22 protein-coding genes and 2 tRNA genes are annotated in these 22,980 nt (G+C 65.5%); 2 read left to right on the top strand and 22 right to left on the bottom strand.

Annotation, left to right across the window (positions count from 1 at the left end; genetic code table 11):
* The first annotated feature begins 4 nt into the window (after window positions 1-4).
* The gene (locus M0R89_RS13685; RefSeq protein ID WP_248649639.1) at window positions 5-217 is read left to right on the top strand and encodes a hypothetical protein; all 213 of its coding nucleotides are present in this window, start codon (window positions 5-7) and stop codon (window positions 215-217) included.
* A 53-nt stretch (window positions 218-270) separates the two neighbouring features.
* Here M0R89_RS13685 and M0R89_RS13680 read toward each other — a convergent pair whose 3' ends face one another.
* The 11 genes from M0R89_RS13680 to M0R89_RS13630 form a co-directional block, all read right to left on the bottom strand.
* A complete protein-coding gene (locus M0R89_RS13680) occupies window positions 271-531 on the bottom strand; it encodes a hypothetical protein (protein ID WP_248649638.1) in 261 nt (86 codons plus the stop codon).
* Window positions 532-649: 118 nt separating this feature from the next.
* Window positions 650-1,096 (bottom strand): hypothetical protein, encoded by a 447-nt coding sequence (locus tag M0R89_RS13675; protein WP_248649637.1) that lies wholly within the window; start codon window positions 1,094-1,096, stop codon window positions 650-652.
* A complete protein-coding gene (locus M0R89_RS13670) occupies window positions 1,089-1,568 on the bottom strand; it encodes a DUF916 domain-containing protein (protein WP_248649636.1) in 480 nt (159 codons plus the stop codon). Before M0R89_RS13670 ends, M0R89_RS13675 begins: the two co-directional genes overlap by 8 nt.
* A gap of 123 nt (window positions 1,569-1,691) precedes the next feature.
* Window positions 1,692-3,056, bottom strand: coding sequence for an ABC transporter ATP-binding protein (locus tag M0R89_RS13665; protein WP_248649635.1), 1,365 nt, complete (start codon window positions 3,054-3,056; stop codon window positions 1,692-1,694).
* Window positions 3,032-4,177 carry an ABC transporter ATP-binding protein gene (locus M0R89_RS13660; RefSeq protein ID WP_248649634.1) on the bottom strand — a complete coding sequence of 382 codons (1,146 nt, stop codon included), beginning with the start codon at window positions 4,175-4,177 and terminating at the stop codon, window positions 3,032-3,034. Before M0R89_RS13660 ends, M0R89_RS13665 begins: the two co-directional genes overlap by 25 nt.
* A 1-nt stretch (window position 4,178) precedes the next feature.
* Window positions 4,179-5,138, bottom strand: coding sequence for an ABC transporter permease (locus M0R89_RS13655; protein ID WP_248649633.1), 960 nt, complete (start codon window positions 5,136-5,138; stop codon window positions 4,179-4,181).
* Between the two features lie 2 nt (window positions 5,139-5,140).
* Window positions 5,141-6,127, bottom strand: a complete 987-nt coding sequence (locus tag M0R89_RS13650) for an ABC transporter permease (RefSeq protein ID WP_248649632.1) — start codon at window positions 6,125-6,127, stop codon at window positions 5,141-5,143.
* Between the two features lie 189 nt (window positions 6,128-6,316).
* Complete coding sequence (locus M0R89_RS13645; RefSeq protein WP_248649631.1) at window positions 6,317-8,374, bottom strand: ABC transporter substrate-binding protein; 2,058 nt, start codon at window positions 8,372-8,374, stop codon at window positions 6,317-6,319.
* Window positions 8,375-8,518: 144 nt separating this feature from the next.
* A complete protein-coding gene (locus M0R89_RS13640; protein ID WP_248649630.1) occupies window positions 8,519-8,797 on the bottom strand; it encodes a hypothetical protein in 279 nt (92 codons plus the stop codon).
* A 56-nt stretch (window positions 8,798-8,853) separates the two neighbouring features.
* On the bottom strand, window positions 8,854-9,549 hold the full coding sequence (locus M0R89_RS13635; RefSeq protein WP_248649629.1) for a DJ-1/PfpI family protein: 696 nt from the start codon (window positions 9,547-9,549) through the stop codon (window positions 8,854-8,856).
* Between the two features lie 298 nt (window positions 9,550-9,847).
* Window positions 9,848-9,922, bottom strand: a tRNA-Met gene (locus tag M0R89_RS13630).
* Window positions 9,923-10,113: 191 nt separating this feature from the next.
* Between M0R89_RS13630 and M0R89_RS13625 the strand changes: the two genes are divergently transcribed.
* On the top strand, window positions 10,114-12,567 hold the full coding sequence (locus tag M0R89_RS13625; protein ID WP_248649628.1) for a DUF2298 domain-containing protein: 2,454 nt from the start codon (window positions 10,114-10,116) through the stop codon (window positions 12,565-12,567).
* Between the two features lie 28 nt (window positions 12,568-12,595).
* Here the strand turns inward: M0R89_RS13625 and M0R89_RS13620 are convergent, their stop codons facing one another.
* The 11 genes from M0R89_RS13620 to M0R89_RS13570 all read right to left on the bottom strand — a co-directional run bounded on the left by M0R89_RS13620 (window position 12,596) and on the right by M0R89_RS13570 (window position 22,933).
* A complete protein-coding gene (locus M0R89_RS13620) occupies window positions 12,596-12,817 on the bottom strand; it encodes a DUF7576 family protein (protein ID WP_248649627.1) in 222 nt (73 codons plus the stop codon).
* 48 nt (window positions 12,818-12,865) lie between these two features.
* Window positions 12,866-13,177 (bottom strand): DdfA family disk-determining factor, encoded by a 312-nt coding sequence (gene ddfA, locus M0R89_RS13615; RefSeq protein ID WP_248649626.1) that lies wholly within the window; start codon window positions 13,175-13,177, stop codon window positions 12,866-12,868.
* Between the two features lie 115 nt (window positions 13,178-13,292).
* Window positions 13,293-16,601: a PAS domain S-box protein gene (locus M0R89_RS13610; RefSeq protein ID WP_248649625.1), complete on the bottom strand. Its 3,309-nt coding sequence runs from the start codon at window positions 16,599-16,601 to the stop codon at window positions 13,293-13,295.
* Window positions 16,602-16,813: 212 nt separating this feature from the next.
* Window positions 16,814-17,362: an iron transporter gene (locus M0R89_RS13605; protein ID WP_248649624.1), complete on the bottom strand. Its 549-nt coding sequence runs from the start codon at window positions 17,360-17,362 to the stop codon at window positions 16,814-16,816.
* 106 nt (window positions 17,363-17,468) lie between these two features.
* Window positions 17,469-17,539: transfer RNA gene (locus tag M0R89_RS13600), tRNA-Gly, on the bottom strand.
* A gap of 147 nt (window positions 17,540-17,686) precedes the next feature.
* Window positions 17,687-18,340: a class I SAM-dependent methyltransferase gene (locus M0R89_RS13595; RefSeq protein WP_248649623.1), complete on the bottom strand. Its 654-nt coding sequence runs from the start codon at window positions 18,338-18,340 to the stop codon at window positions 17,687-17,689.
* Between the two features lie 161 nt (window positions 18,341-18,501).
* Window positions 18,502-19,344 (bottom strand): thioredoxin, encoded by an 843-nt coding sequence (locus M0R89_RS13590; RefSeq protein WP_248649622.1) that lies wholly within the window; start codon window positions 19,342-19,344, stop codon window positions 18,502-18,504.
* Entirely contained in the window at window positions 19,310-20,062 is a 753-nt protein-coding gene (locus tag M0R89_RS13585; RefSeq protein ID WP_248649621.1) for an ABC transporter ATP-binding protein, read from the bottom strand. Before M0R89_RS13585 ends, M0R89_RS13590 begins: the two co-directional genes overlap by 35 nt.
* Entirely contained in the window at window positions 20,059-20,817 is a 759-nt protein-coding gene (locus M0R89_RS13580; protein ID WP_248649620.1) for an ABC transporter ATP-binding protein, read from the bottom strand. Before M0R89_RS13580 ends, M0R89_RS13585 begins: the two co-directional genes overlap by 4 nt.
* On the bottom strand, window positions 20,817-22,001 hold the full coding sequence (locus M0R89_RS13575) for a branched-chain amino acid ABC transporter permease (RefSeq protein WP_248649619.1): 1,185 nt from the start codon (window positions 21,999-22,001) through the stop codon (window positions 20,817-20,819). Before M0R89_RS13575 ends, M0R89_RS13580 begins: the two co-directional genes overlap by 1 nt.
* Window positions 21,998-22,933, bottom strand: a complete 936-nt coding sequence (locus M0R89_RS13570; RefSeq protein WP_248649618.1) for a branched-chain amino acid ABC transporter permease — start codon at window positions 22,931-22,933, stop codon at window positions 21,998-22,000. Before M0R89_RS13570 ends, M0R89_RS13575 begins: the two co-directional genes overlap by 4 nt.
* Window positions 22,934-22,980 lie beyond the last annotated feature (47 nt).

Genomic DNA, 22,980 nt, shown 5'->3' with positions numbered 1-22,980 from the left:
CCGCATGGACGACCCGAAGGAGTCGGTGTACATCTGGTTGACCGACGAGCGAAACCGGACGATGCTGTTGTTCGCGTTGGCGGCCGGTTTGGGTCTCACCAGCCTCCTCTTTTTCTTCGCCGGGAGTTCGAACTCCCCGTCGCGCGCCGAGTTCGCGCTCATCGTCGCCGCGATGGTAGTCGTGTTCTACACGACGCTCCGGACGAACGTCTACTGAGAGGAGCGTCGCGGACCGTCCGAAAGCGTCAGACCGTCGCCGACCGTCCGGTCTCAGTTCCCCGTCAGCCAGTGCATCAGCGAGAACGCCACCGCGAGCGAGGCGACGAGGAGTCCGGCGAACACCGGGACGATGGCCGAGTAGCCGTACAGTCCGGCCCAGTGACCGGCGTAGGCCGCGGCGATGAACCCCGGCACGGACACCACCAGAAACAGCGACGAGAGGTAGCCTGCGAGCGTCGGGTCGTCGTTGTGACTCGCGTAGGTACCTCGCTCGCGGACGGTCTTCTCCCGCTGTGGCGTGTCCTTCGGCACGGGACGACGTAGCGCGGGACGGCCCATAAACGTCGGGATACGAATCGGCCGGACCGCCGAGCGTCCGGCGGCCCGGCGGAAGCGTCCGTCGAGGCGGCGCGGCACCGGCCCATCGGAGTCAGGGTTCGAAGTAGCCGACGACGAGCAACGCGCCGAAGTACGCCCCGTAGAAGGTGACGACGTACGGGGGCAGGCCGCTGGCGAGCGCCTCGCCGACCATCTTCGGCAGGAGGAGGTCGCGGGCGGGCGGCGGGTAGGAGAGTATCCACAGCGGTGCAATCCACGCGAGGACGTGGACGACGAGACCGATTCCAGACGCGATAAGCGCGAGGGCGATGCTCTCCGAGAGGTCCTCGGCGAGCAAGTGCGTGTACGCGCCCGCCACGCCGACGAGCGCCAGCGCCAACGTCTCGGTGACGCCCCACGGGAGAAGTTGCTCTTTGAGGAACATGAACGCGCCCATCCCGGCGACCGCGCCGGTCAGCGACCCGAGCGCGAGCAGTCGGAGCCGTCCCCGAATCGACTCGAATCCGAACCGCGTCCCGGCGAGGGTGCGCTCAGCCATCCGTCTCCTCCGTGACCTCGATTTCGACGCGCTGGTCCCGTATCGACCCTTCGAGTTGCCCGGTCACGACGACCGCGCCCGCTTCGACGGCCTCGGCGGCGCGCTCGCGGTGTTCCTCGGGAACGCTCACGCGGGCGGTCACGGTCCGAGTCTCGCCCGCGGGAATCGTCGTCCGCTCGACTTCGTAGCCGGTCCCCGTCAGCTTGGTCCCGCCCACCTTCCCGTAGAGTTGACCGTACGTCGCGGTGAACGCGGCCCGCGTCGGGTTGTGGACCTCGATTCGGACGACGAGGCGCTCGCCGTCCTCCGAGAGCGCCACGTCGGTCGCGGTCGCGTCGATGCTGACCGCGTTCGTCACGGCGAGGTGCCCCATAAACGTCGGCACGAACAGCGCCGCCGCGACGAGTGCGACCAGCAGGAACGACCCCATCGCGACGGGCTTCCGGGGCCGAAACAGCGTGCGGTCTGTCATGTGATACACAAATGCTTCGCTAGAATAACATAAGAGTTTTCGATACCGGCCGGGAGACCCCGCGAGAACGTTCGAGAGACGAGGTCGCAGCGAACGCCGGCCACGGTCAACCGTCCGCCGCGGTCAGTCGTCCGCGCTCGGCGCTTTCCGAGTCTTCTGCTCCTCGCCCTCGTAGAGGTGACACGCCGTTATCTGGGGCCCGGCCTCGCGGAGGTCGGGGTGTTCCCGCTCGCAGATGGTCTCGAACTCGCCGTCGAGAACGTCTCGCGCACCGTCGTAGTCGCTCTGTACGACGCGCTCGGCGGCCTCACGGAGGGTGCTTTCGGCGTCGCGCGGCAGGTCGAGTTGCGAGAGGTCCACCGTGGTTCCGGTCCCGCCCGCGGGCCGGTGTTCCTCGGGGAGTTCGAGCGATAGCCCGTGTTCGAGCAGTTCGTCGGCCGCCCGACCGCTCGCGGTTTCGGCGCTGGTCGCCACGTCCTCCGGTCCGAGTTGCTCGGTCAGCACCTTCCGCTTGAACTGGAACGCCCGACGGAACGCGGGTTGGCCGCCGGTCCAGTCCTGCGGCGGAATAATCTTCGAACACCGCGGATGGAACCGACACCCGGACGGCGGATTCCGCGGGTTGGGAACCTCGCCGGTCACGTTGGCGCGGTGGCGCTCGGCGTCAGGCGCCACCTCCGGCACCGCGTCGAACAGCGCCTCTGTGTAGGGGTGTTTAGGGTTCATCACCACCTCGTCGGTCGGCCCCTGTTCGATAACGTCGCCGAGGTACATGATGGCGGTCCGGTCGCACATGTACCGGATGAGCGAGAGGTCGTGGCTGATGAACACGTAGGTCAGGCCGTACTCGTCCTGCAACTCCTTCATCAAGTTCAGCACGCCCGCTCGGATGGACACGTCGAGCATCGAGACGGGTTCGTCGCAGACGACGAAGTCGGGGTTGACGACCAGCGCCCGCGCGATGGCGACGCGCTGGAGTTCGCCGCCCGACAGTTCCTTCGGGAACTCGTTGAGGTACGCCTCGGCGGGCGAGAGACCGACCTCGTTGAGAACCTCGATGACGCGCTCGCGGCGCTCGTTGTACCCGCCGAACATGTCGTTGATGCGGAGCGGTTCCACGACCGACTGGAAGACGGTCATTCGGGGGTTGAGGCTCTCGAACGGGTCCTGGAATATCATCTGGACCCGCTTGCGGAACTCCTTCTCCTCGTCGTTGGACATCTCGGTGATGTCGTTGCCGTCGAAGTGGATGCTCCCTTGGGTCGGTTCGTAGAGCTGGACGAGCAGTTTGCCGAGCGTGGTCTTGCCACACCCCGACTCGCCCGCGATGCCCATGATGTCGCCCTCGTTGATGGTGAACGACACGTCGTCGACCGCTTTCACGGGCGACTGCTCGTTGCCCATCAGGCGGTCGACGACGCCCTGAGACGTTCCGAACCACTTCGAGAGATGTTCGACTTCGATCAGTGGGTCTGCGTTTCGGTCCATGTTTCCTCCTTGGCTGCGTCTTCGCGCATTCGTTCGAGTTCGTCGACTCGGTAGCACGCCGACCGATGCGCGTGGCGGTCGGCCGCTTCGGTTCGCACCCCGTCCTCGGCCGCGTCCACCTCGTACATCGGCGGGTGTTCGGTGTGACACTCGTCGATGACGAACGGACACCGGTCGGCGAACCGACAGCCCTTACCGGGGTCGATGAGCGTCGGCGGCGACCCCGGAATCGAGACCAACTGCTCCTGTTCCTGCTTGACCGTCGGGAAGGAGTTCTTCAGTCCGAGCGTGTACGGGTTCGCGGCGCTCTCGAGGACCTCGCGCTTGGGTCCGCTCTCCATCATCTTGCCGCCGTACATCACGCCGAGTTTGTCGCATATCTCGGCCATGACGCTGATGTCGTGGCTAATGACGAGGATGGAGACGTTGAACTCCTCCTGTAGCTCCTCGATTTCTTCGAGGATGCGGTCCTGAATGATGACGTCGAGGGCGGTAGTCGGTTCGTCGGCGATGAGCATGTCCGGGTTGCACGCCATCGCCATCGCGATGACCGCGCGCTGTTTCATCCCGCCGGAGTACTCGTGGGCGTAGTCGTCGGCCCGTTCGGGTTCGATGCCGACCCGTTCGAGCAGGTCGCGGGCACGCTCGTCGGCCTCCGCCTTCGTCGTGTCGGGTTCGTGTCGGAGGATGGCCTCGACGATCTGGTCGCCGACTTCGTAGACGGGGTTGAGCGCGTTCATCGCGCTCTGTGGAATCAGCGCGATGTTGCGCCACCGGATGTCCCGGATGTCCTGGTCGTCCAGTTCCGTGAGGTCGGTCATCCCGTCCTCGCGGACGGGGTACTGGTCGTCCTCGACTATCTCCCGTCGAGGGTTGCCGTTCTCGTCTTCCCACTGGGGAAGCGTACCGTCGAACCAGACTTCGCCGCCCTCGACGGAGCCGTTGGCGTCGAGCAACTGGATGAGCGACTTGCCGAGGGTCGTCTTTCCGCACCCCGACTCGCCCACGAGACCGAACGTCTCGCCGTGTTCGACGCTGAAGTTCACCTCGTCGACGGCGTGGACCTGCGACTCGCCGGCGTCGTATCGAACCGAGAGGTCGTTGACTTCGAGTAGTGACATGTTAGCTGTCCTCCTGCGGGTTGGTCACGTCCTCCATCGAGAATCCGATGAAGTAGAACGCGGCCGCGATGAGCATGATGCAGATGCCCGGCGGGATGAGCCACCACCAAGCATCGAAGACGTATCCGTTCGACTTGATGTTCTGGAGCATCAGGCCCCACGAGTTCGCCGTGAAGTCCGCCAGTCCGAGGTACGCCAGCGACGCCTGCGCGAGGATGGCGGTCGCGGCGTCCTGCGCGAGGAAGACGAACGCCAGCGGCAGGACGTTGGGCATGATGTGTCGGAACACGATGCGCGTGTCGCTCGCGCCCGCGACCTTCGCCGACTCGACGTACGAACGCTCCTTTAGCGAGAGGGTCTCTCCGCGGATGACGATGCAGTTGTTGAGCCACGACGTGACCGCGATGCCGAGGATGATGTTGGTCGTCGTGATGCCGCGAATCGCCACGAGGACGATGAGGAACGGCAGGAACGGCAGACCGTACATCACGTCGACGATGCGCTGAATCGTCTCGTCTATCCACGTGTTCCCGTAGAAACCGCTAACGAGTCCGAGCGGAACGCCGACCAGACTCGACAGCAGACCGGCCGCGAAACCGATGTAGAGCGCGTCGTCGGCCGCGTGGACGATGAGCGACAGGATACCCTGTCCGACGTAGTTGGTCCCGAGCGGGGCCCAGAACGGGTCGCCGAACGCCGGCGGATGCGGAAGCGAGTCTGCTTGCTCGGCCGTGAGCCGCCCGGGTTCGGTGCCCAGATACGCCCGCCACTCCACCGAGTGCGGTGCGAAGAAGTCGGGGAACAGCGCCCAGAGGACGAACACCACCATGATGATGATGCCGAGCACCCCCATCTTCTCCTGCGTGAACCGGTCCCAACCGCGACGGAACCGCTCGATACGAGGCCGCCATCGCTCCTTCAGCGAGTCGAACTGTGAGGAGCTTTCGGTTTCCGTAGACATGGTTAGTCACCCCCGAACTTGATTCGCGGGTCGAGATACGTGTACGCGATGTCGGTCACGAGTCGCATGACGATGATGAGGACGGCGAGCATGAAGAACGCCGCCTGCGAGACCGGATAGTCCCGACTCAGGACGGAGGTGACGATGACCTGCCCGAGGCCCGGCCAACTGAACACGTTCTCGATGATGACGCTCCCGTCGAGCAGGAACGCGAGACCGACGATAGCCTGCGTCGCCACCGGAATCAGGGCGTTGCGCGCCGCGTGTTTTATCATCACGGTTCGCTCGCTCAGCCCCTTGGCCTGCGCGAGGAAGACGTAGTCCTCGCTGGTGACGTTGTTCATCGCAGGCCGCATGACCAGCATCGCGCCGACCCACGAGACGAACGCGATGCTGATTAACGGCAGTGCGATGTGCCGGAGAACGTCGGTGACTATCGTCACGACGGTCCAGTCGAACTGCGCGAACTTCGTGAACATGTAGGTACTCGGAAGCCAGCCGAGTTCGTAGTTGAACAGCCAGATGAACAACCACGCCAGCCAGAAGGCCGGCATCGAGTACACCGCGAGACTCGACGTGAAGATGCTCTTGTCCTTCCGGGTTCCGCGCCACCAGCCGAGGTACATCCCGACGAGCGGACCGACGATGAACTGGACGATGAACGCCGCGCCGAACAGGATCAGCGTACGCGGGAGCCGACTGATGATAACGTCCCAGACGGGTGCCTTGTACGTCGGCGACCGACCGAAGTCGCCGGTCTGGTAGTTGAGCATGAAGTCGATGTACTGTCTCCAAATCGGTTCGTTGAGACCCCACGTCTCGCGTAGCTGCTGGATGTCTGCTTGGTCCAGTTCCGGGGTGATCATCGAACCGATGAACGACCCCGGCATACTCCGGATGAGGACGAACAGCAGCGACATGATGACAAGCAGGGTCAAGTAAGAGACGACCAAGCGCTTGCCAAGGTATCGTGCGCTAATTCGTGTCATTGTTTGTATTCGGTTACGGTCTGTCTACTTCTTTGAATCGCGACTCTGGCAAATACGTGATGTTCATAGTCGAGGTTCGTTATCAATGTGATGATTTACCACGGTACACAACCACCCTCGCGCCGCCACTCGCCAGTACTCGCTCGAGGCGACCTGACGAAAACGGAACCCGAGAGAGAAGCGGTTGCGCTACTCGTTCCGGTGGAGGTTGTTGACCTGTGCGCCGAGCGTGGTCAGCGTCGGGTCCACGAGATTCGGGATGAAACCGGTGAACTTCTCGGAGTTGACCGGCCATCGAATCTTGTCGAAGTCCGTGACCATGTACGGCATGTCGAGGTAGATCTTCTCGAGAGCCTGCGCGGTCAGTTTGTTGCGCTTCTCGGCCTTCATCTCGGTCTTGGCCTTCGACAGCAGGTCGTCAGCACCGGTGTCGCCGAGACCGTATCCGGTGGAGTTATACATGAACTTGTTGACGTTTCCGTCGCTGTCGGAGTGGTCGTCTGCCCGGGAGGAGTGGAAGAACGAGTGGACCGAACTGCCGAACGCACCGGTGTCGCCCCACGCCATCGGGTACATGTCGAACTCTTCCTTGTTGTAGACCTTCTGGGACATGGAGTTGAACTCCATGGTGGTCATCTTGATGGGCACACCGAGCGACTTCACGTTGCTGACCCACTGCTCGACGGCCTTCACCAGCTTCGGCGTGTCCTTCGGCGGGTAGATGTAGATCTCCAGCGGATTCCCGTCTCGGAGTTCCGGAATCGTCTTCCCGTCGACGCGAATCTCCTTGCCGTTGTTGGACTTACCCTTCAGAACGTCCGACTTCACGGGACCGAAGGTGTACTCGTACTTCGATTTCGACTGGCTCGCCTTGACACCGCTGAGGCTACCGGGGTACTTCTTCCCGGCGTACGTCCCTTTGGACCCGTCGATGACCTCCCCTTCGGTCAGGAACTTCCGGGTCTTCTCCACCGCCGGCACCGCGCTCTCGGCCGACCGGAAGTCGAACGCGTTCGTCGCGGGGTCCTTGAGCAGTGTGTCGCCGTACACTTTGTCGGGTCGGACGTTGGGGTATCCCGGCGTCTGGGCGAAGTCGCCCTTGATGGAGTAGTTCTGTCGGAGTCGCGTGATCCAGAAGTAGTCGTCCCACATGAACGACAGCGCCTGTCGGAGCGTGGCGTCGTCGATGGGTTGGCGACGCAGGTTGAAGCCGACGTAAGCGAACCCGCTGTCGGTTCCGGGGATGAGCTTCTTGCCCTTCTGTTCCTTGACCTTGGGAATCTTCGAGGGCTTCATGCTCCCGTAGTGGCTGTCGATTTTGCCCTGGAGGAAGGCGTTTATCATCGCCGTCTGACTACCGTAGACCTTGAAGTTGATCTTGTCGATGAACGGACCGCCGGCGATGAGTTGGTCGTGTTCCTTCCGCCAGTCGAGCGTACTCAGCGTGTCGTAGTAGTGCTCGTTGTCGAACGTAACCTGCATCGCCGTGCCGGGGTCCCACTTGGTGAGTCGACCGGGACCGAGACCGACAGGCCCGTTCTCGTTCTCCTCGACGGGGTTGTACTTCTGGTAGTCCTTTCCTTCCCACTTGTGCTTGGGCAGGAGCGGTAGGCCACCGATGATGTCCGTCTCCCACGTGCCGACGGGCTTCTTCAGCTTGATGTGGAAGTCCCAGTCGCTCTTGGAGGACTCCTCTATCTTCTTCATCGGCTGCCAGGCGGACGTGTAGTTCCCGACTTCGTTCTTCTTGATGTATCGATAGGTGAAGAGGACGTCTTCCTTCGTGAAGTCCTCGCCGTCGTTCCACTTCAGGCCCTGCCGCATGTTGAAGTACACGTCCGGCTTGGGGCTGTCACCGCTGACATTCTTCACGGTCCAGTCGGTGAAGACGCTCGGACGAACTTCGGTCGTGACGGGGTCCAGCGTGGTACCGTATCGGTAAATCCGGTCGAGTGCGGTCGAAGTGTAAGCCGAACTGGAGATGAGTCGGTTCGGCGAGTCGGGTTTCTGAGAGAGACCCATGACGAACGTCCCGCCCTCCGGAATCTGGTCGGCCTGCTTCGTGTTCGTGGTCGGCGTCTGTTCTTCGGTCGTCTGCTCGGTGTCCTCAGTGGTAGTGGTATCCGGGGTGTCGCTGTTACCGCTACAGCCAGCAAGAGAGAGCGCAACGGCACCAGCACCACTCGCTTTCAGAAACTTTCGTCGACTGTCGTTCGTACCGTCCGATCGGTTGCGCCGGTGTGGCATACCAATGTGGTATGCAATCACGCATTTAAATCTACTGGTGTGTGATGATTGTCGGATAACGACCTGATAAACAGTAGTATTGGACCGATTCCGAGCGACTCCCGGCGGGCGTTCTGCAGAACAAGGACCGATTACGCGAACGTACTACTCGCCTAGGCCTTCGCCGTGGAGGCCCATATATCCGAAGTAGACGGTGGCGGCGGCCGCCATCGACGCCATCGTTATCCAGAGTTTTGGCGAGAGAGCGCTCGGGTTCGACTGAGCCCAGACGATGCTCAGAACCGACCAGAGCGTGGCGACGGCGAAGGCTATCATCATTATCCACGTCCCGAGCAGTCGGTCGTCCCGCCGGGCGGCCACCAGCGCGACGGTCATCAATAGCCCCGCGATGATTGCGAGAACTGCGCGAGTGTCTAACGCCATCGTACTCTCACCTATCGGTGGGTAGACTCGACTGATAAAAGATGTGCTTTCGGGGGCTACGCGGGCGGTGCGACGCCGAGCGCCTCGATGAGCGCCATCACGCCGTCGTGGGACGACGCCGGACCTCGGGCGGTGATGAGGTCGCCGTCCACGGTGACGCTGGTGTCGGCGTCGAGTTCCGCGTTCCAGTTACCGCCTGCGGCCTTCACTTCGTCCTCGACCCAGTACGGAAGCTTTCGGCCGTCAGGCATCAGGTCGTGGTCGTCCACGATGTCCTCCTCCCACTCGTTCGGGAATCCGGTCACGTCACGGCCGTCGACCAACATGCCGCCGTCGCTGTCGCGCGTGAACGCCAGCAGACCGACCGCGTGACAGACGACCAGCGCCTTCTGGTCGTCGTCGCCCTCGACCGTCTCCCGGAGGAGTTGGCGGGCGTGTTTGTCCTGATTCACGTCCCAGTTGGTCCCGTGTCCGCCGGGGAACACCACGGCGTCGTACGCGTCGGCGTCGGCCGTCGCTATCGGTTTCGGGTTCTGGAGTCGCTGGTCGTTCTCGTGGACTTCCGTGACCCACTCTGCGGTCTCCTCGCCCACGTTCTCGGGGTCGATAGACCGGTCGTCCACGACCGGCTTGTTACCGCTCGGCGTCGCCACGTCCACGTCGGCGTCGGTGTCCGAGAGCGTTTCGAGGGGGTCTACGCACTCTTCGCCCCAGTATCCTTCCTCGCTGACTACGAACAGTACCGATGTCATCGTCGGAAATTGCCCCGCGACGTTCAATAAAGCCGCGGCCGGGGCGAACTCGACCTATAGTTAATTCTCGTGCGCGTCGGCGCGCACCGGCGGCCGTATCGGTGCTGAGGCCATTGTGTACAAAACCAATTGTAATTTCTCTCGTGGCCGAGAGCCGTGGACCGGGCCGAAACGCTCAGTCGAAGTCGAGTTCGACGGAGTATCCGTCACTGACACTTCCCGTTCGAGTTGACTCCTCGAAAACCCAGTAGTCGCTCGACGAGAAAGTGTCACTGTGGAACGCGAGTTCCGAAAAGTATAGCGGGAGGTGGATTTGAACCACCGGTCTGCGGGTTATGAGCCCGCCGGAATCTCCTGGCTATCCCATCCCGCTACCATATGGTAACGCCGTCGAACTGATAAGGATTATGATTCGGGTGCCGTATGCGAATTTTTCCCGGTCAGTGCCCAGACACTACCCGACCGAGCGGTTCCCACCGGTGACCCGTCTCGCTCCCGCCGAACGGCGGTACGAGGGGGTCGAACCCCAAAATGTTTATCGCTCGGTCGCCCGCCTATAACTCGATGGAGTACGCGCTCGTCCTGCTGTGGTTCGTCGTCTATCAGGCGCTCGCGTTCGCCGCACTGCCGCTCGCGGCCCGACTGTTCCCCCGGTTTCCGGACCGAGGAGCGGCCTTCGCCCTTCCGGTCGCGCTGGTCGTCGTGACCGTGGTCGGCTACTGGGTCGGCCACGTCGGGTTCGACCGGTGGACCGCGTTCCTCGGCGTCGCGATCCTCGCCGGTCTGTCGGGACTCGTCCTCTGGAGCGAACGGTCGCTCGGAACCGGTAACCCGGAGGCCGACTCGGACGCCGGACCGCTCGGACGTGACACCGTCCCGCTTCGCGCGTACGCGGAAACTATCGTTGTCTTCGGCGTCGCGTTCGGTCTCCTCGTCGCGGTCCGAGCGGTGGACCCGTCGGTCCACCCCGGCGGCGGCGAGAAGTTCCTCGACTTCGGCATCTTCAAGTCGCTGTTGCGCGCCGACGTCCTGCCCCCGCAGGACATGTGGTGGGCGGGCGAACACGTCCTCTACTACTACGGCGGACACCTCACTTCCGCACTCGTCACCCACCTCACCGGCACCGAAGCCCAGTACGCCTACAACCTCGCGCTCTCCGGATTCTACGCCACGCTCGTCACGGCCGCGTACGGACTCGCGGGTGCCGTCGCCGACGCCCGCGGGGCCTCGCGCCGTACCGGAGGCGCGTTCGGGGCCTTCTTCGTCGGCTTCGCGGCCAACCTCGTCACCGCGGTCACGGGGCTGGTCTGGCTCCTGCCCGACGAGACGGCTCGGGGCGTCGCCGAGTGGCTGGCCGCGCCCATCGCGGACTCGACGTCCGGCGACCTCCTGACGAAGGGACTGGCCGAGTTCGGCTACTGGGCGCCGAGCAGGGTCATCCCCGGCACCATCAACGAGTTCCCGCTGTTCGCCTTCCTCAACGGCGACCTCCACGGGCACATGCTCAGTACGCCCTTCCTGCTCTTCATCGCCGCGCTCGGGTTCGCCTACTACCGGGCCGGGCCGAGCGCGCTCCGCCGACGCCGCGCGCTCGTCTTCGGCGTCTTGCCGGTCGTAGTCGGACTGCTCGGTCTCGTCAACGTCTGGAGCTTTCCGACCGGACTAGGCGTGGTCTGGCTCGCGGTGCTGTTCGCGCCGGCGGACCCGCTGAGCCTGTTCCCGGGCGCCTCGACCGACGAGACGCCCGAAACAGTCGCCGACGGGGCCGGGGAGTCGGACGACTCTGAACGGATTCGAGAGACGGAACGAACCGACGGAGGCGAGGGCGCGACCACCGCGGAGACCACCGGCCGGTCCGCCGGAACGCTCCTCCTCGGAGAGGCCCGCCGAATCGGCGGTGCGTTCGCCGTGACGGGCGTCGTCGCCGTGGCGGCCGTCGCGTGGGTCGCGCCGTTCGTCTTCGGTATCCTCCTGCGCTCGGCGACCAACCGGAGCATCGGCTTCCTCCCCGAGCAGGCGAGCGCGGTCGGTCTCCTGCTCGTCCACGGGGCGTTCCTGCTGGTGTTCGCGGCGTTCCTCTGGCCGCGAGCGCGGGCCGCGTTCGAGATTCGACCCGCCCGGGCCGTCCTCCTCTCGCTCGCGGTCGCCGCGTTCGCGTGGTACCTGAACTACCCCGTCTTGGTGCTGGTCGTCCCCCTGCTGGTCGTCGGTTGGCTGTTGCTCCGGACGGTAGGCGGCGAGCGGACCGAACGCGGCGTCGGCTACGAGACGGTGTTGGTGGTCGCCGGGGCGGGTCTCGTCACGCTCGTGGAGTTCGTCTACGTGAAGGACAACGCCATCGGCGGCCGGTTCAACACCGTCTTCAAGGTGTACATGCAGGTGTGGGTCCTCTGGGCGACCGCGGCGGGGGCCGCGCTGGCGAGTCTGGTAGGGTCGACCGGACCGGCCGACTGGCGACTCCCTGCGGTCGGTCTCGACCGCGAGGGCGTCATGAGCGGGGTCGCGGCCCTGCTAGTCGTCTCGACCGCGCTCTACGGCGGTCTCGCACTCGGCGGTCACTTCACCAGCGACTCCAACCGAATCGACGACCCGACGCTCGACGGGAAGGCCTACGTCGAGGACTACCACCCCGACGAGGCGGCCGCCATCGCGTGGCTCGACAACCGGTCGGGCCAACCGCACATCGTCGAACCGCCGGGCCGCGAGGTGTACGCGTGGTCGAGTCCCGCCTCCTCGCTGACCGGCCTCCCGACCGTCGTGGGTTGGGTGTATCAGGAGGGCGTCTACCGGGGCAGTGAGAAGGCGAAGATGCGGGCCCAAGACGCCGACCTCATCTACACCGGGACGTGGAGCGACCGGGCCGAACTGCTGGAGAAGTACGACGTGAAGTACATCTACGTCGGCCCGCGTGCCCGCGAGCGCTACGACGACGAGGACCTCCAGTTCGGCCAGTACCCCGGCATCGAGGTGGCGTTCCGCAGCGAGGGCGTGGTCGTCTACGAAGTCACTGACTCCTGACGGACTCGTCGGAAAATCGGCCGCCGCGCTACTCCGCGTTGCCGCGCTCGGACTGCCACGCGGTCAGGCAGTTCTCGCTGCAGAAGTCGTAGATTTCGACCGTCCCGTCGTCGTCCCGAACGGTCGCGACCGGATGCCACTCCTCGGCGGAGACCGGGCCGTCGCAGTACGTACACCGGTCGCTCATCGCGTCGCCCTCTGTCGGTCGGCCGGAGTTCGCAGTTCGCCGCGGTTCACAGGTGTCTTGCATCGGTCTCTCGGTTGCTGCCTCGGACGTTCGTCACGTCGTCTGCGTCCGTTACGCCTCTTCATAGCCACCGACGCGCGGAACCTCCTCCACGTCGTCGGCGAGTTCGGTCGCCACGTCGCGCTGGCTGACCTCCACGTCTTGGTTCCCGCGCACGACGACGTCGCACCCGGCGAACGTGAACTCGACGTACCCCTGCGCGCGACTTCCCCCGTTCGTCGCCGAGAACAGTCGGTCGAGCGCGTCGGGGTCGATGACGTGGTACAGCGGACCCACCTCGGTCGGTTCCTTGCCCGTCTCTTCGGCTACTTCGGCGATGACGCGCTGACTGACCGACTGCTGCCCGAAAACATCCCCACTCATGCTCTTGCTCATTGTGTATCCTATCCTAAGGGGTGGTGTGGGGATAGGAATTAACGATATATAGATACCCGCTCGGCACTCCCCGGGGTTATACATCTAAATCCGGCGGGAGCGACTACTCGTCTTCGAACAGGATGCCGAATAGCGCCCGTTCGGCGCTCCGGATGTGACGGCTCACGGTCGGCTGAGAGACGCCGAGCGTCTCCGCAAGCTCCTGTGCGGTGCTTCCGCGAGGCCACTCGAAGTACCCGCCGAAGTACGCCAACTGGAGGACCTCCCGCTGGCGCTCGGTGAGTCTGTCCGCGAGTTCCGACTCGAAGTCCTGTTTCGTCATCACGGGGTCGTCGCGCTCGCGCCGAGCGACCAGCTGCGCCTCCCCGTAGTAGTCCTCGAAGTGGTTGACGAACGTCCGCACGTCGGCGCTCTGCGGGACGCGAATCACGAACCGGCCCTCGTCCCCGGCGGCGGTTAGCGTCCGGGGCATCGCGCCGCGGTCCATCAGCGACCGGAGGAAGCTTCGACCCGAGAGCGTACACTCGAAGAGGGACTCGCCGTCGCCCTCGGTCACGAGGCGGACGGACTCTATCCACGGCACCCCTTCGGCGAACGCGAGGGCCTCGTCGGAGTCCGCCCCTTCGATGGTGAAGAATACGTGGAGGCGACCGTCGCTGCGTTGGACCGCGTTCTGAAACTCGAACTCCGCGCCGGTCTCGGCGACGAACGCGAGTATCGGACTCTCGGACCCCCGAATCCGGAAGTCGAGTTCTATCGAGCGCTCGCTGACGAGCGCCTGCTTCTGTTCGAGCGCGTTGAGCGCGTAGCCGATGGTGTCGCCGAGTTCCGACAGCACCGCCTGCTCCAGTTCGTCGAACACGCCGGTCTCCTCGGCGTAGATGGTCAGAACTCCGTGGAGCATCTCGTCGTAGCTCACCGGGACCGACACGCACGACCGATAGCCGCGTTTGAGCGCCTGCTCGCGCCACGGTTCGAAGGGCGGGTCGCCCAACAGGTCGTTCTGGGCCTGTATCGCGCCGGTCCGGACCGCGCGTCCGGCCGGTCCCTCACCGACCGCCTCGCCCTCCTCGGCCGTCACCGCGATGTCCTCGAGATAGCCGTCCTCGATTCCGGCCTTGACCTCCGGCCGAATCCGGTCCGTCACCCGGTCGTGGGTGCCGAACCACGCGAACCGATAGGAACCGGACTGGGTCAGTCGGTTGCAGACCGCCTGCATCGCGTCCTCCTCCGAGGCGGCCTGCGTCAGCGACTTGGTGATGTCGCGAATCACGCTGTTGAGACGGTTGACCCGTTCGAGTTCGCGGTTCTTCGCCTGCAAGTCGTTGCGCTGTTCGCGGAGGGTCTCCTCGCGCTCGGCCCGGTCCAGCGCGGTCCGGACGTTCGAGGACAGCATGTCCGCGAGCGAGAGGTCGGTCGAGTCGAAGGCGCCCGTTTCGGGGGCCGCGGCGACGAACACACCGTACTTGCCCAGTGGGACCGCGAGCGCGCTCCGCATCTCGGTGTCGGCGTCTACTTCGGCGCGGAGGTCCTCGAACGTCTTCGTCTCGCTCTCCACGAACGCCTGCCACGCCACGTCCTCGGCGTGACGGCCCACGAGCGCGTCGTCTATCTCGTCGCCGGTCCACCGCTTGACGGTCGGGACGAGCGTGCTCTCTCGGTCGTCGTACAGCGCGACCGCAGCGTTCGGAAAGCCGAGCGTCTCGACGGCGGCCTCGACCGCGAGGTCCGATATTTCGGTCGGGGTCTCGGCCTCGGTCAGCGACCGGAACAGTTGGTTGAGCGAGGTGAGTTTCTGCTCGCGGCGCTTGCGGTCCGAGACGTTCCGGACCACGCCGACCCGACCCGTTCCGTCTTCGAGCGGAAGGGGCGCGACTCGGGCCTCGACCGGAATCGACCCGCCGTCGGCGGTCGGCATCCTCGCCTCGAGCGTCACCACGTCCTCGTCGGATTCGAGCGCTTCCTGAACCCACTCGACCTCCCCGTAGGTCTCCGAACCGAGGATGGTCTCGGCGTGCGCACCGAGCAGTCGCTCCCGGCCGTAGCCGGTCAGTTCGACGTAGGCGTCGTTGACCGCGACGAACCGGGAGTCGGCGTCGAGCGCGTACACGCCGTCGTCCACCGCGTCGAGCATCGCTTCGGAGCGTTCGAGTCGGCGCTCGCGCTCGCGGCGCTGAATGACCGTCGCGAGGATGTGAGCGATGTTCTGGACGAACTGCACGTCGTAGTCGGCGTACGACCGCTCGCGGGTGGTGTGAGCCCCCAAGATTCCCCACGGGTCTTCGGGCGACCCGATTATCGCGCTGATGCCGGCGACCGCTCCCGCGGAGTCGAGCAGCGAGTCGCCGGCGAACCGGTCCTCGGTCGCCCTGTTCTCGACGACGACCGGTTCCTCCGAGAGCAGCGTGTAACCCGCCTGAGAGTCGCGCTCGGTGCCGATGGACGCCGCGCCCACGAGGTCGTCGTCCCACCCGAAGACCGCCCGAACGAGCAGGTCGTCCTCGCCGGGGCGGTACTCCAGCACCCCGGCGTACTCGTTGTCGAGGGCGTCGGCGACGAGTTCGACCGCCTCGTTCATCAGGTCGCCGACGGGCCAGTCCTCCAACGCGTGCCGGGAGAACGTCGCCAACGCCTCCTGCTGGCGGATTCGGTCACGTAGCTCCGACTCCCGGCGCTTTCGTTCGGAGATGTCGCGGACGATGCCGGTGAATCGGACGTCCTCGCCGGAGTCCAACTCGCTGAACGAGACGCCCAGCGGCAGTTCGGTCCCGTCGCGGCGCTGGCCGGGGAGTTCGAGGTAGTTCCAATCGACGTGTCGCTCCCCGGTCCGGAGGTACCGGGCCATCCCCTGCTCGTGGGCCTCGGCGAGGTCCTCGGGCATCAGGAGCGTGAGCGGTTCGCCGACGAGTTCGTCGGGCGGGTAGCCGAACACCTTCGACGCCGCGGGGTTCGCGTACCGAATCGTGCTCTCGGCGTCGATGACGAGGACGACGTCCGTGAGTCCCTCGGCGAGTGCGCGAAACCGCTCGCCGTCGATGCCGTCGTCGGACGCGGTCCCGGACGAGACCGCGGTCTCGATGCGGGTCGCCAGAATCCGGACCCGTTCGGTCTCGGACCGCCGGAACTGGTCGGACTGCGACCCGGCGGTCCGCTCGGGTATCGACGACGCGACGGTCTCGACGCGCGCGGCGGTCTCCCGTTCGAGCGCGGTCTCGACGTCGTCGCGGTCCGGGAAGTCGGTGTCGAGGACGACGTGGTCGAGGGATTCGTCGTCGACGGTATCGAGCGCACCCTCGGCGCTCGTGACGAACGAGAACGCGACCGCTGGACGCTCTTCCTCGAAGAGCGCTTCGAGTCGTTCACCTGTCGATGCGTCCCCGGTGACGTAGAGGACGCGAACCGGGTCGGTCATCGTTGGGCAGATGGAGTTGGCTCGACCCCGCACTGACAGCGGTCGCGCGTCACCGTGCGTCAATCGAGGTCGGAGTCGGCTTCAACTAATAGCCTCGCGGCCAAAAACCATGCGGCTGTATATGCTAACCCCTCACAACGTCCGAGCGGCCGCGTCGAGTGGCGGTTCAGTTCGCGTCGGCCCCGTTCTACCGCGTCGTCGGTCTCCGCCCGTCAGTCCTGTCCGGTCTCGACGTCCACGCCGTCGAAGGTGACTTCGACCGATTCGCCGTACCGGTCGCCGTTGCGCTCGTCGTGGCGCTTGAACGTCGGCGGTTCGACCCGCAGGTCGATGGTGTAGGTCCCGTCGCCGGGCACCTCGAGGTTCTTCCCGTAGTGGTAGAGACCGGGATGCCAGAGCAGAGGCAGTCGCGTCGGTCCGACCTGTTCGCCGTCCTCGCCGGTCAGCGTGGCGATGACGGTACACTCGGGCACGAGTCGTCCGTCGGCGGCGTCGCAGGCCGCCACTTCGAGGTGGCAGTTCTCGTCGTCGGGTTCCACCCACTCGAATCGGCCCTCGTCCTTCAGGACGTACATCCCCTCGGCCTCCTCCTGTGCGAACCCGACGACGTACTCTCCGGCCTCCTGCTTGTCGCCGGTGTGGGCGACTTCCTCGGCCATGTAGTCGAGCGCCTCCTGATAGGCGTCGCCCGCGCGCTGGGCGAGGTCCAGTTGGGTCTGGTCTACCTCCTCGCTCGTCTGCTTCTCGGGATTGTCGGGCATCGCGGGATAGAGCCACGAGAGACGCGAGATTAAGAATTGTGGCGGGGTCGCGGCGAGACCCGACGCGCGGAGTTTCCTCTCCACACGAAGCGATAACCGAAAAGGATGCGCCGGCCGGGACTTGAACCCGGGTCGATGGCTTGGAAGGCCATAGTCATACCACTAGACCACCGGCGCTCCGTGCTACATTTCCTCGTTCGCCGCCCGGCATTAAGGGCCTTACTGTTTCGGTCGGCAGTCCGTCCGCGGGTCGGCCGCCGGAGTTCGATTTCTCGGTGTCCCTCGCGCGGGAGCGCACACGCGAGACTAAACTCGAACCGACCGTCACTCTCCGGCCGGGCGCACGACCCCGTAGCAGTTCCCGCTCGAAATCTCGAACTCCGCGAGTTCGAGGCCGCTGGCGGCCACGTCGTCGCGGAACTCCGCGGGCGAGTAGATGTGGTAGAACCGTTCGACCGTCTCGCCGCCGGGAAGCGTCCAGTCGACAGTCGTGTCGAATCCCTCGCTCTCGTCGAACCGGTCGTGGGCGGTACTCCACGCGCTGACGAGCGCCCGGCCCTCGGGCGCGAGGACCCGCGCGAGTTCGTCCAGACTCCCGACCCGGGCGTCTCTACTCGGCAGGTGGTGGAGCGTGGCGACGTAGACCGCCAGTTCGACCGTCGCGTCCCCGAGCGGAAGTCGCGCCGCGTCGGCCTGCACGAGGTCGGCGTCGAAACCCCGCTCGGCGGCGCGCTCTCGGGCGGTTTCGAGCAGACCGCGACTCGCGTCCGCCGCGACCACTCGGTCGGCGCGCTCGGCGAGGAGTTCGGCGTGCCGACCGTTGCCGCACCCGAGGTCGAGGGCGACAGCGGCCTCCGGGGCGTCCGCCGCGAACGACTCGACTTCGGGCCACGCGTACTCGCGGGTCTTCGCGAAGTGGTCGGCGATGTAGTCGTACGTCGCGCGGACCTCGCGGCGTTCCGCCTCCGCGTCTTCCATGTCTTCGGGTGCGTGACGCGTCGTGAAAACGGGTTCGGGTTCGGTTCGTGTCCGGGTACTTCAGCACGAACGACGCTAGCTAGCGTGACCACTATCGTCGAAAAACCAACTCTATCGTGCTAAAAGAATCATAAATACGTCTCCGAAGTCGAAAATCCGTCTCAAAAGAACGACGCCACCCGCTCGGCCACCGCGTCGGCGTCGCTCTCGCAGACGGTTCGGCGGTCGTCGCCGTCGGCGAGGACGAACCCCGGCGCGGACTCGACGCCGTGCGTCCGGCAGAACTCGGCGGCCGCTTCCCCGTCCGCGCCGGCGACCCGGACGCCGTCGGGCACCGCGTCGAGGACGGTCGGCAGGTCGGCCTTGACCGCCTCGCACGGGTCGCAGAAGCGCTTCCAGACGGCGACTACCCTGCGGTCGCGCCCCGCGAGGAACGACTCGGGGTCGTCGGTCACGTCCGGGAGTTCGGCCGGCACCGGCGAGTCCGGCACCACCTCCCAGACCATCCCCGCCATCGCGGCGAGGTCGGCGGCGTTCACCCCGTCGGCGCTCGCACCCTCCGCGGAACGCGACTCCGCAGAGTCGCGCTCCGCGCTCTCGACGTGCGACCGGACCGCGAGGTAGACCGCGAACTCGTCGCGCGAGATGCCTCGCTCGGCGACGAGGTCTGCCGCGGCCTCGGCGTCGGCCGACGGCCGACCGCTCGACGAGTCTCGCTCGGCGGCGTCCGACAGGCCGAAGGTCGCGGCCACCGCCTCGTGGAACTCGTTGTCGTCCACGCCCACGTAGGAGTCGTGGTAGATGGCGTGCGTGTCGTCGAACTCGTCGGTCGTCCGGACGCCGCCGTCGTCGCCGACCGCCAGCACGCCTTCCTCGACCAGCACGTCGAAGAGGGCGTCCGCCGAGTCGGTCGCCGGTGGCGCGTCTCGCCGGTTCGTCTCCGCTCTCGATTCGCCGTCCGTCGTGCCCTCAGACGCCGAGGTATCGGTCTCTCGTTTCGTCATCCTCGCGTAGCGCTCCCGCAGTTCCTTCGAAGACGATGCTCCCTTGGTCGATGACGTAACACCGGTCGGCGATGTCCATCGCCGCGATTGCGTTCTGCTCGACCAGCAGAATCGTGGTGCCCGACTCGCTGATGCGCCGGATGGCGTCCTCCACGTCGGCGATAATCTGGGGCGCTAGCCCCTCGTACGGTTCGTCGAGCAACAGCAGGTCGGTGTTCTGCTTGAGTGCCCGCGCGATGGCGAGCATCTGCTGTTCGCCCCCCGAGAGCGTCCCGGCCTTCTGGGACTTGCGCTCGCGGAGTCGCTCGAACTCGTCGTACACCTCCTCGGTCGTCATCCCGACGTGTTCGACTTGGACACTCCCGAGCGACCGCCCGACCGTGTTCGAGCGGTTCTCCGACACCTCGGCGAGGTGGAGGTTCTCGGCGACCGTGAGGTTCGGGAAGACCCGCCGCTCTTCGGGCACCAGCGAGAGGCCCCGCGCCGAGATGTCCTCGGGGTCCATCGCGGTGATGTCCTCGCCCTTGAACCGAACCCGGCCGTCGCGGACCGCCGGCGGGCGCGCCCCCGAGACGGCCCGGAGCGTCGTGGTCTTGCCCGCGCCGTTGCGCCCGAGCAGCGAGCAGACCTCGCCCTCCTCGACGCTCAGCGTCACGTCTCGGAGGATGTGGCTCTCACCGTAGAAGGCGTCCACGTCCCGCAGTTCGAGCAGGCTCACGCCTCGACACCTCCGAGGTACGCCTCCTGCACGTCCGGGTCGCCTTGGACCTCTTCGGGCGTTCCCTCCGCGATGACGCTCCCGCGGTTCAGCACCACGATGCGATCCGAGACGTTGAACACGACCTCCATGTCGTGTTCGACTAGCAGGATGGTCAGGTCGAGTTCCTCCTTGACTTCTTCGATGAGTTCGACCGTCGCGGCCGTCTCCTCGGGCGACATCCCGGCGGTCGGTTCGTCCATCAGCAGGAGGTCGGGTTCGCTCGCCAGCGCGATGCCCAGTTCCAACCTGCGCTTGTCGCCGTACGGCAGGTCCTCGGCCGGACGCTCGCGCTGACCGAGCAGTCCCACCGCGTCGAGGGTCCGGCGGGCCAGCCTATCGACCTCGCCGTAGTTGTTCCGGTGGCGGAGGAAGTTGAACCGGAACGAGCCGTGTTCGGCGGCCAGCGCCGCGATTTGGGCGTTCTCCTCGACCGATAGCTCCGGGAAGATGGAAGCGGTCTGGAACGACCGACTCACGCCCTTCTGGACCACCTCGTGGGGTTCGTCGCGGAGAATCGAGTCGCCCTTGAACGAGATGTCGCCTCCGCTGGCGTCGAGCATGCGCGTGACGAGGTTGATGAGCGTGGACTTGCCCGCGCCGTTCGGGCCGATGACCGAGATGGACTCGCCCTCCTCGATTTCGAGGCTCACGTCGTCGACCGCCACCAGACCGCCGAACGACTTGGTGAGACCGTCGGTCTCTAACAGCGCCATCACCGACCACCTCCGAGTCGCCGGACCGCGCTGCCCACGTCTTCCAACAGTCCCCAGATTCCCCGCGGGAACAGGACGACGACGGCGACGAAGACGAGTCCCAAGATGAGGTGCCAGTAGGCACCGAACCCGTCGAGGACGACGACCGGTTCCTGTACGAGCGTCACCCACTCGCCCGGCCCGGTGAACGGCAGGGTCAACTGCTGGACGCCGCTGACGATGTTCTCGACGTAGAGGTAGACCCCCGCGCCGAGGATGGGTCCGAACAGCGACCCGACGCCGCCCAGCACCGCCATGATGACCACCTCGCCGCTGGTCGTCCAGTAGAACGACGACACCGGGACGTAGGCGCTGTAGATGGTGAACAGGCTTCCCGCGACGCCCGCGAAGGTGCCCGAGATGATGAACGCCATCAGTTTGTAGCGCCAGACGTTGAGTCCGACGAACTCCGCGCGCTGGTCGTTCTCCCGAATCGCGCGGAACACCATCCCGTACGGCGAGTGGAGGATGCGGTTGGCGGCCGCGACGCACAGCACCGCGACGGCGCCGACCAGCACGTACTTCCACGTGCCGACTAGCCAGTCGAGCGCCGGCACCGGGTACCGGAGGTCGAAGACGCCGAACAGTTTGCCGAGTTCGACCCCGGTGAAGCCGTTCTCGCCGCCGGTGATTCCCGACAGCGGCGCCAGCGCCATGTAGTAGGCCATCTGGCCGAACGCCAGCGTCAGGATGGCGAAGTAGATGCCGCCGCGCCGGAGCGAGACGAACCCCAGAATCCACGCCGACAGCGCCGCGAACGACGTGCCCGCGAGGATGATGAGAATCGGACTCGACGACACCTGCGCGCTGAACACGCCCGCGGCGTAGGCCGCGCCGCCCCAGAAGGCGGCGTGGCCGAACGACAGCAGGCCGGTGTAGCCCAGCAGGAGGTTGAACCCCATGGCGAAGATGCCCCAGATGAGGATGAGCGTGGCCAAATCCTGGTACCCCTGAAGGACGCCGCTGACGACCGGCGCACGGGCGAACAGCCACGGGAACACCGCGACGGCGACGGTGGTCGTCGCCACCACGAACAGTTCGCTCCGGCGGATGCGCTCCCACGACGGCAGTTCGCGCTGGGTTCGCTCGACGGCGCTTCCGGTCTCGTCGGTCGCCTCGGGGGTCTCGGTGGGTTCGTCGCTCACGGCGCCACCTCCTCGGATCCGAGCAGTCCCTGCGGCCGTGCGAGCAGGACGACTGCGGCCAGCACGTAGATGCCGACCTGCGACCACTGGGGCGCGACGGCGACCAAGACGGCCAGCGTCTCGCCGATGAGGATGCCCCCGAGGACCGCGCCCGCGATGGACCCGACCCCGCCGATGACCACGACGAGGAACGAGGGGACCAGCACCTCGGTCCCGATGTTGGGGTTGACCGCGTACAGCGGGCCGCCGACGACGCCCGCCACGCCCGCCAGCGCCGCGCCGACGCCGAACACCATCAGGTAGGGCCGCGAGAGTTTGATGCCGAGCAGTTCGACCATCTCGGCGTCTCGGGTACCCGCGCGCACGACCAGTCCGAAGTCGGTGTACTCGATGAGTCCGTACACCAGCACCACGACGGCGGCCGTGATGCCGATGATGTAGAGTCGCCACTCGGGGAACGTCCCGATTATCGGGAGTCCGACCTGTCCGCTGGCCCACCCCGGGCGCGCGAAGTTGTAGCTCTGGCCGCCGAACAGGATTTTGAACACCTCTTGGATCACGATGGCGAGACCGAAGGTCAGCAGAATCTGGTCGGTGTCGGGCCGGTCGTAGAAGGGTCTCGCGACGAACCGCTCCATCAGCAGGCCGACCCCGAACACGATAATCGGGACGATGATCAGCGCGGCCAGAAAGCCCCATCCCAGACCGATGGTCGCGTACCCCCAGTCGGCGAGTTTCCCGTCGGTCACGTTTATCTCGAGCGTTATCAGGAGACCGGCGTACGTCCCTATCAGGTAGAGCGCGCCGTGCGCGAAGTTGACGAACTTCAGCGTCCCGAGGATGATGGAGAGACCGATGGCGACCAGTACGTATATCGCGCCCTGCTGCAGTCCGTTCAACAGGACCGTCACCACCTCAGCGAGGACGCTCACGGTCTCCTCCTCCGTTCGATTCCGTCGCAGTTCGATTCCCCACCATG

Source organism: Halorussus limi (genome assembly GCF_023238205.1).
Taxonomy (GTDB): Archaea; Halobacteriota; Halobacteria; order Halobacteriales; family Haladaptataceae; genus Halorussus; species Halorussus limi.
The sequence above is the reverse complement of the archived record's forward strand: the minus strand, read 5'-3'. Positions and strand labels throughout refer to the sequence as shown.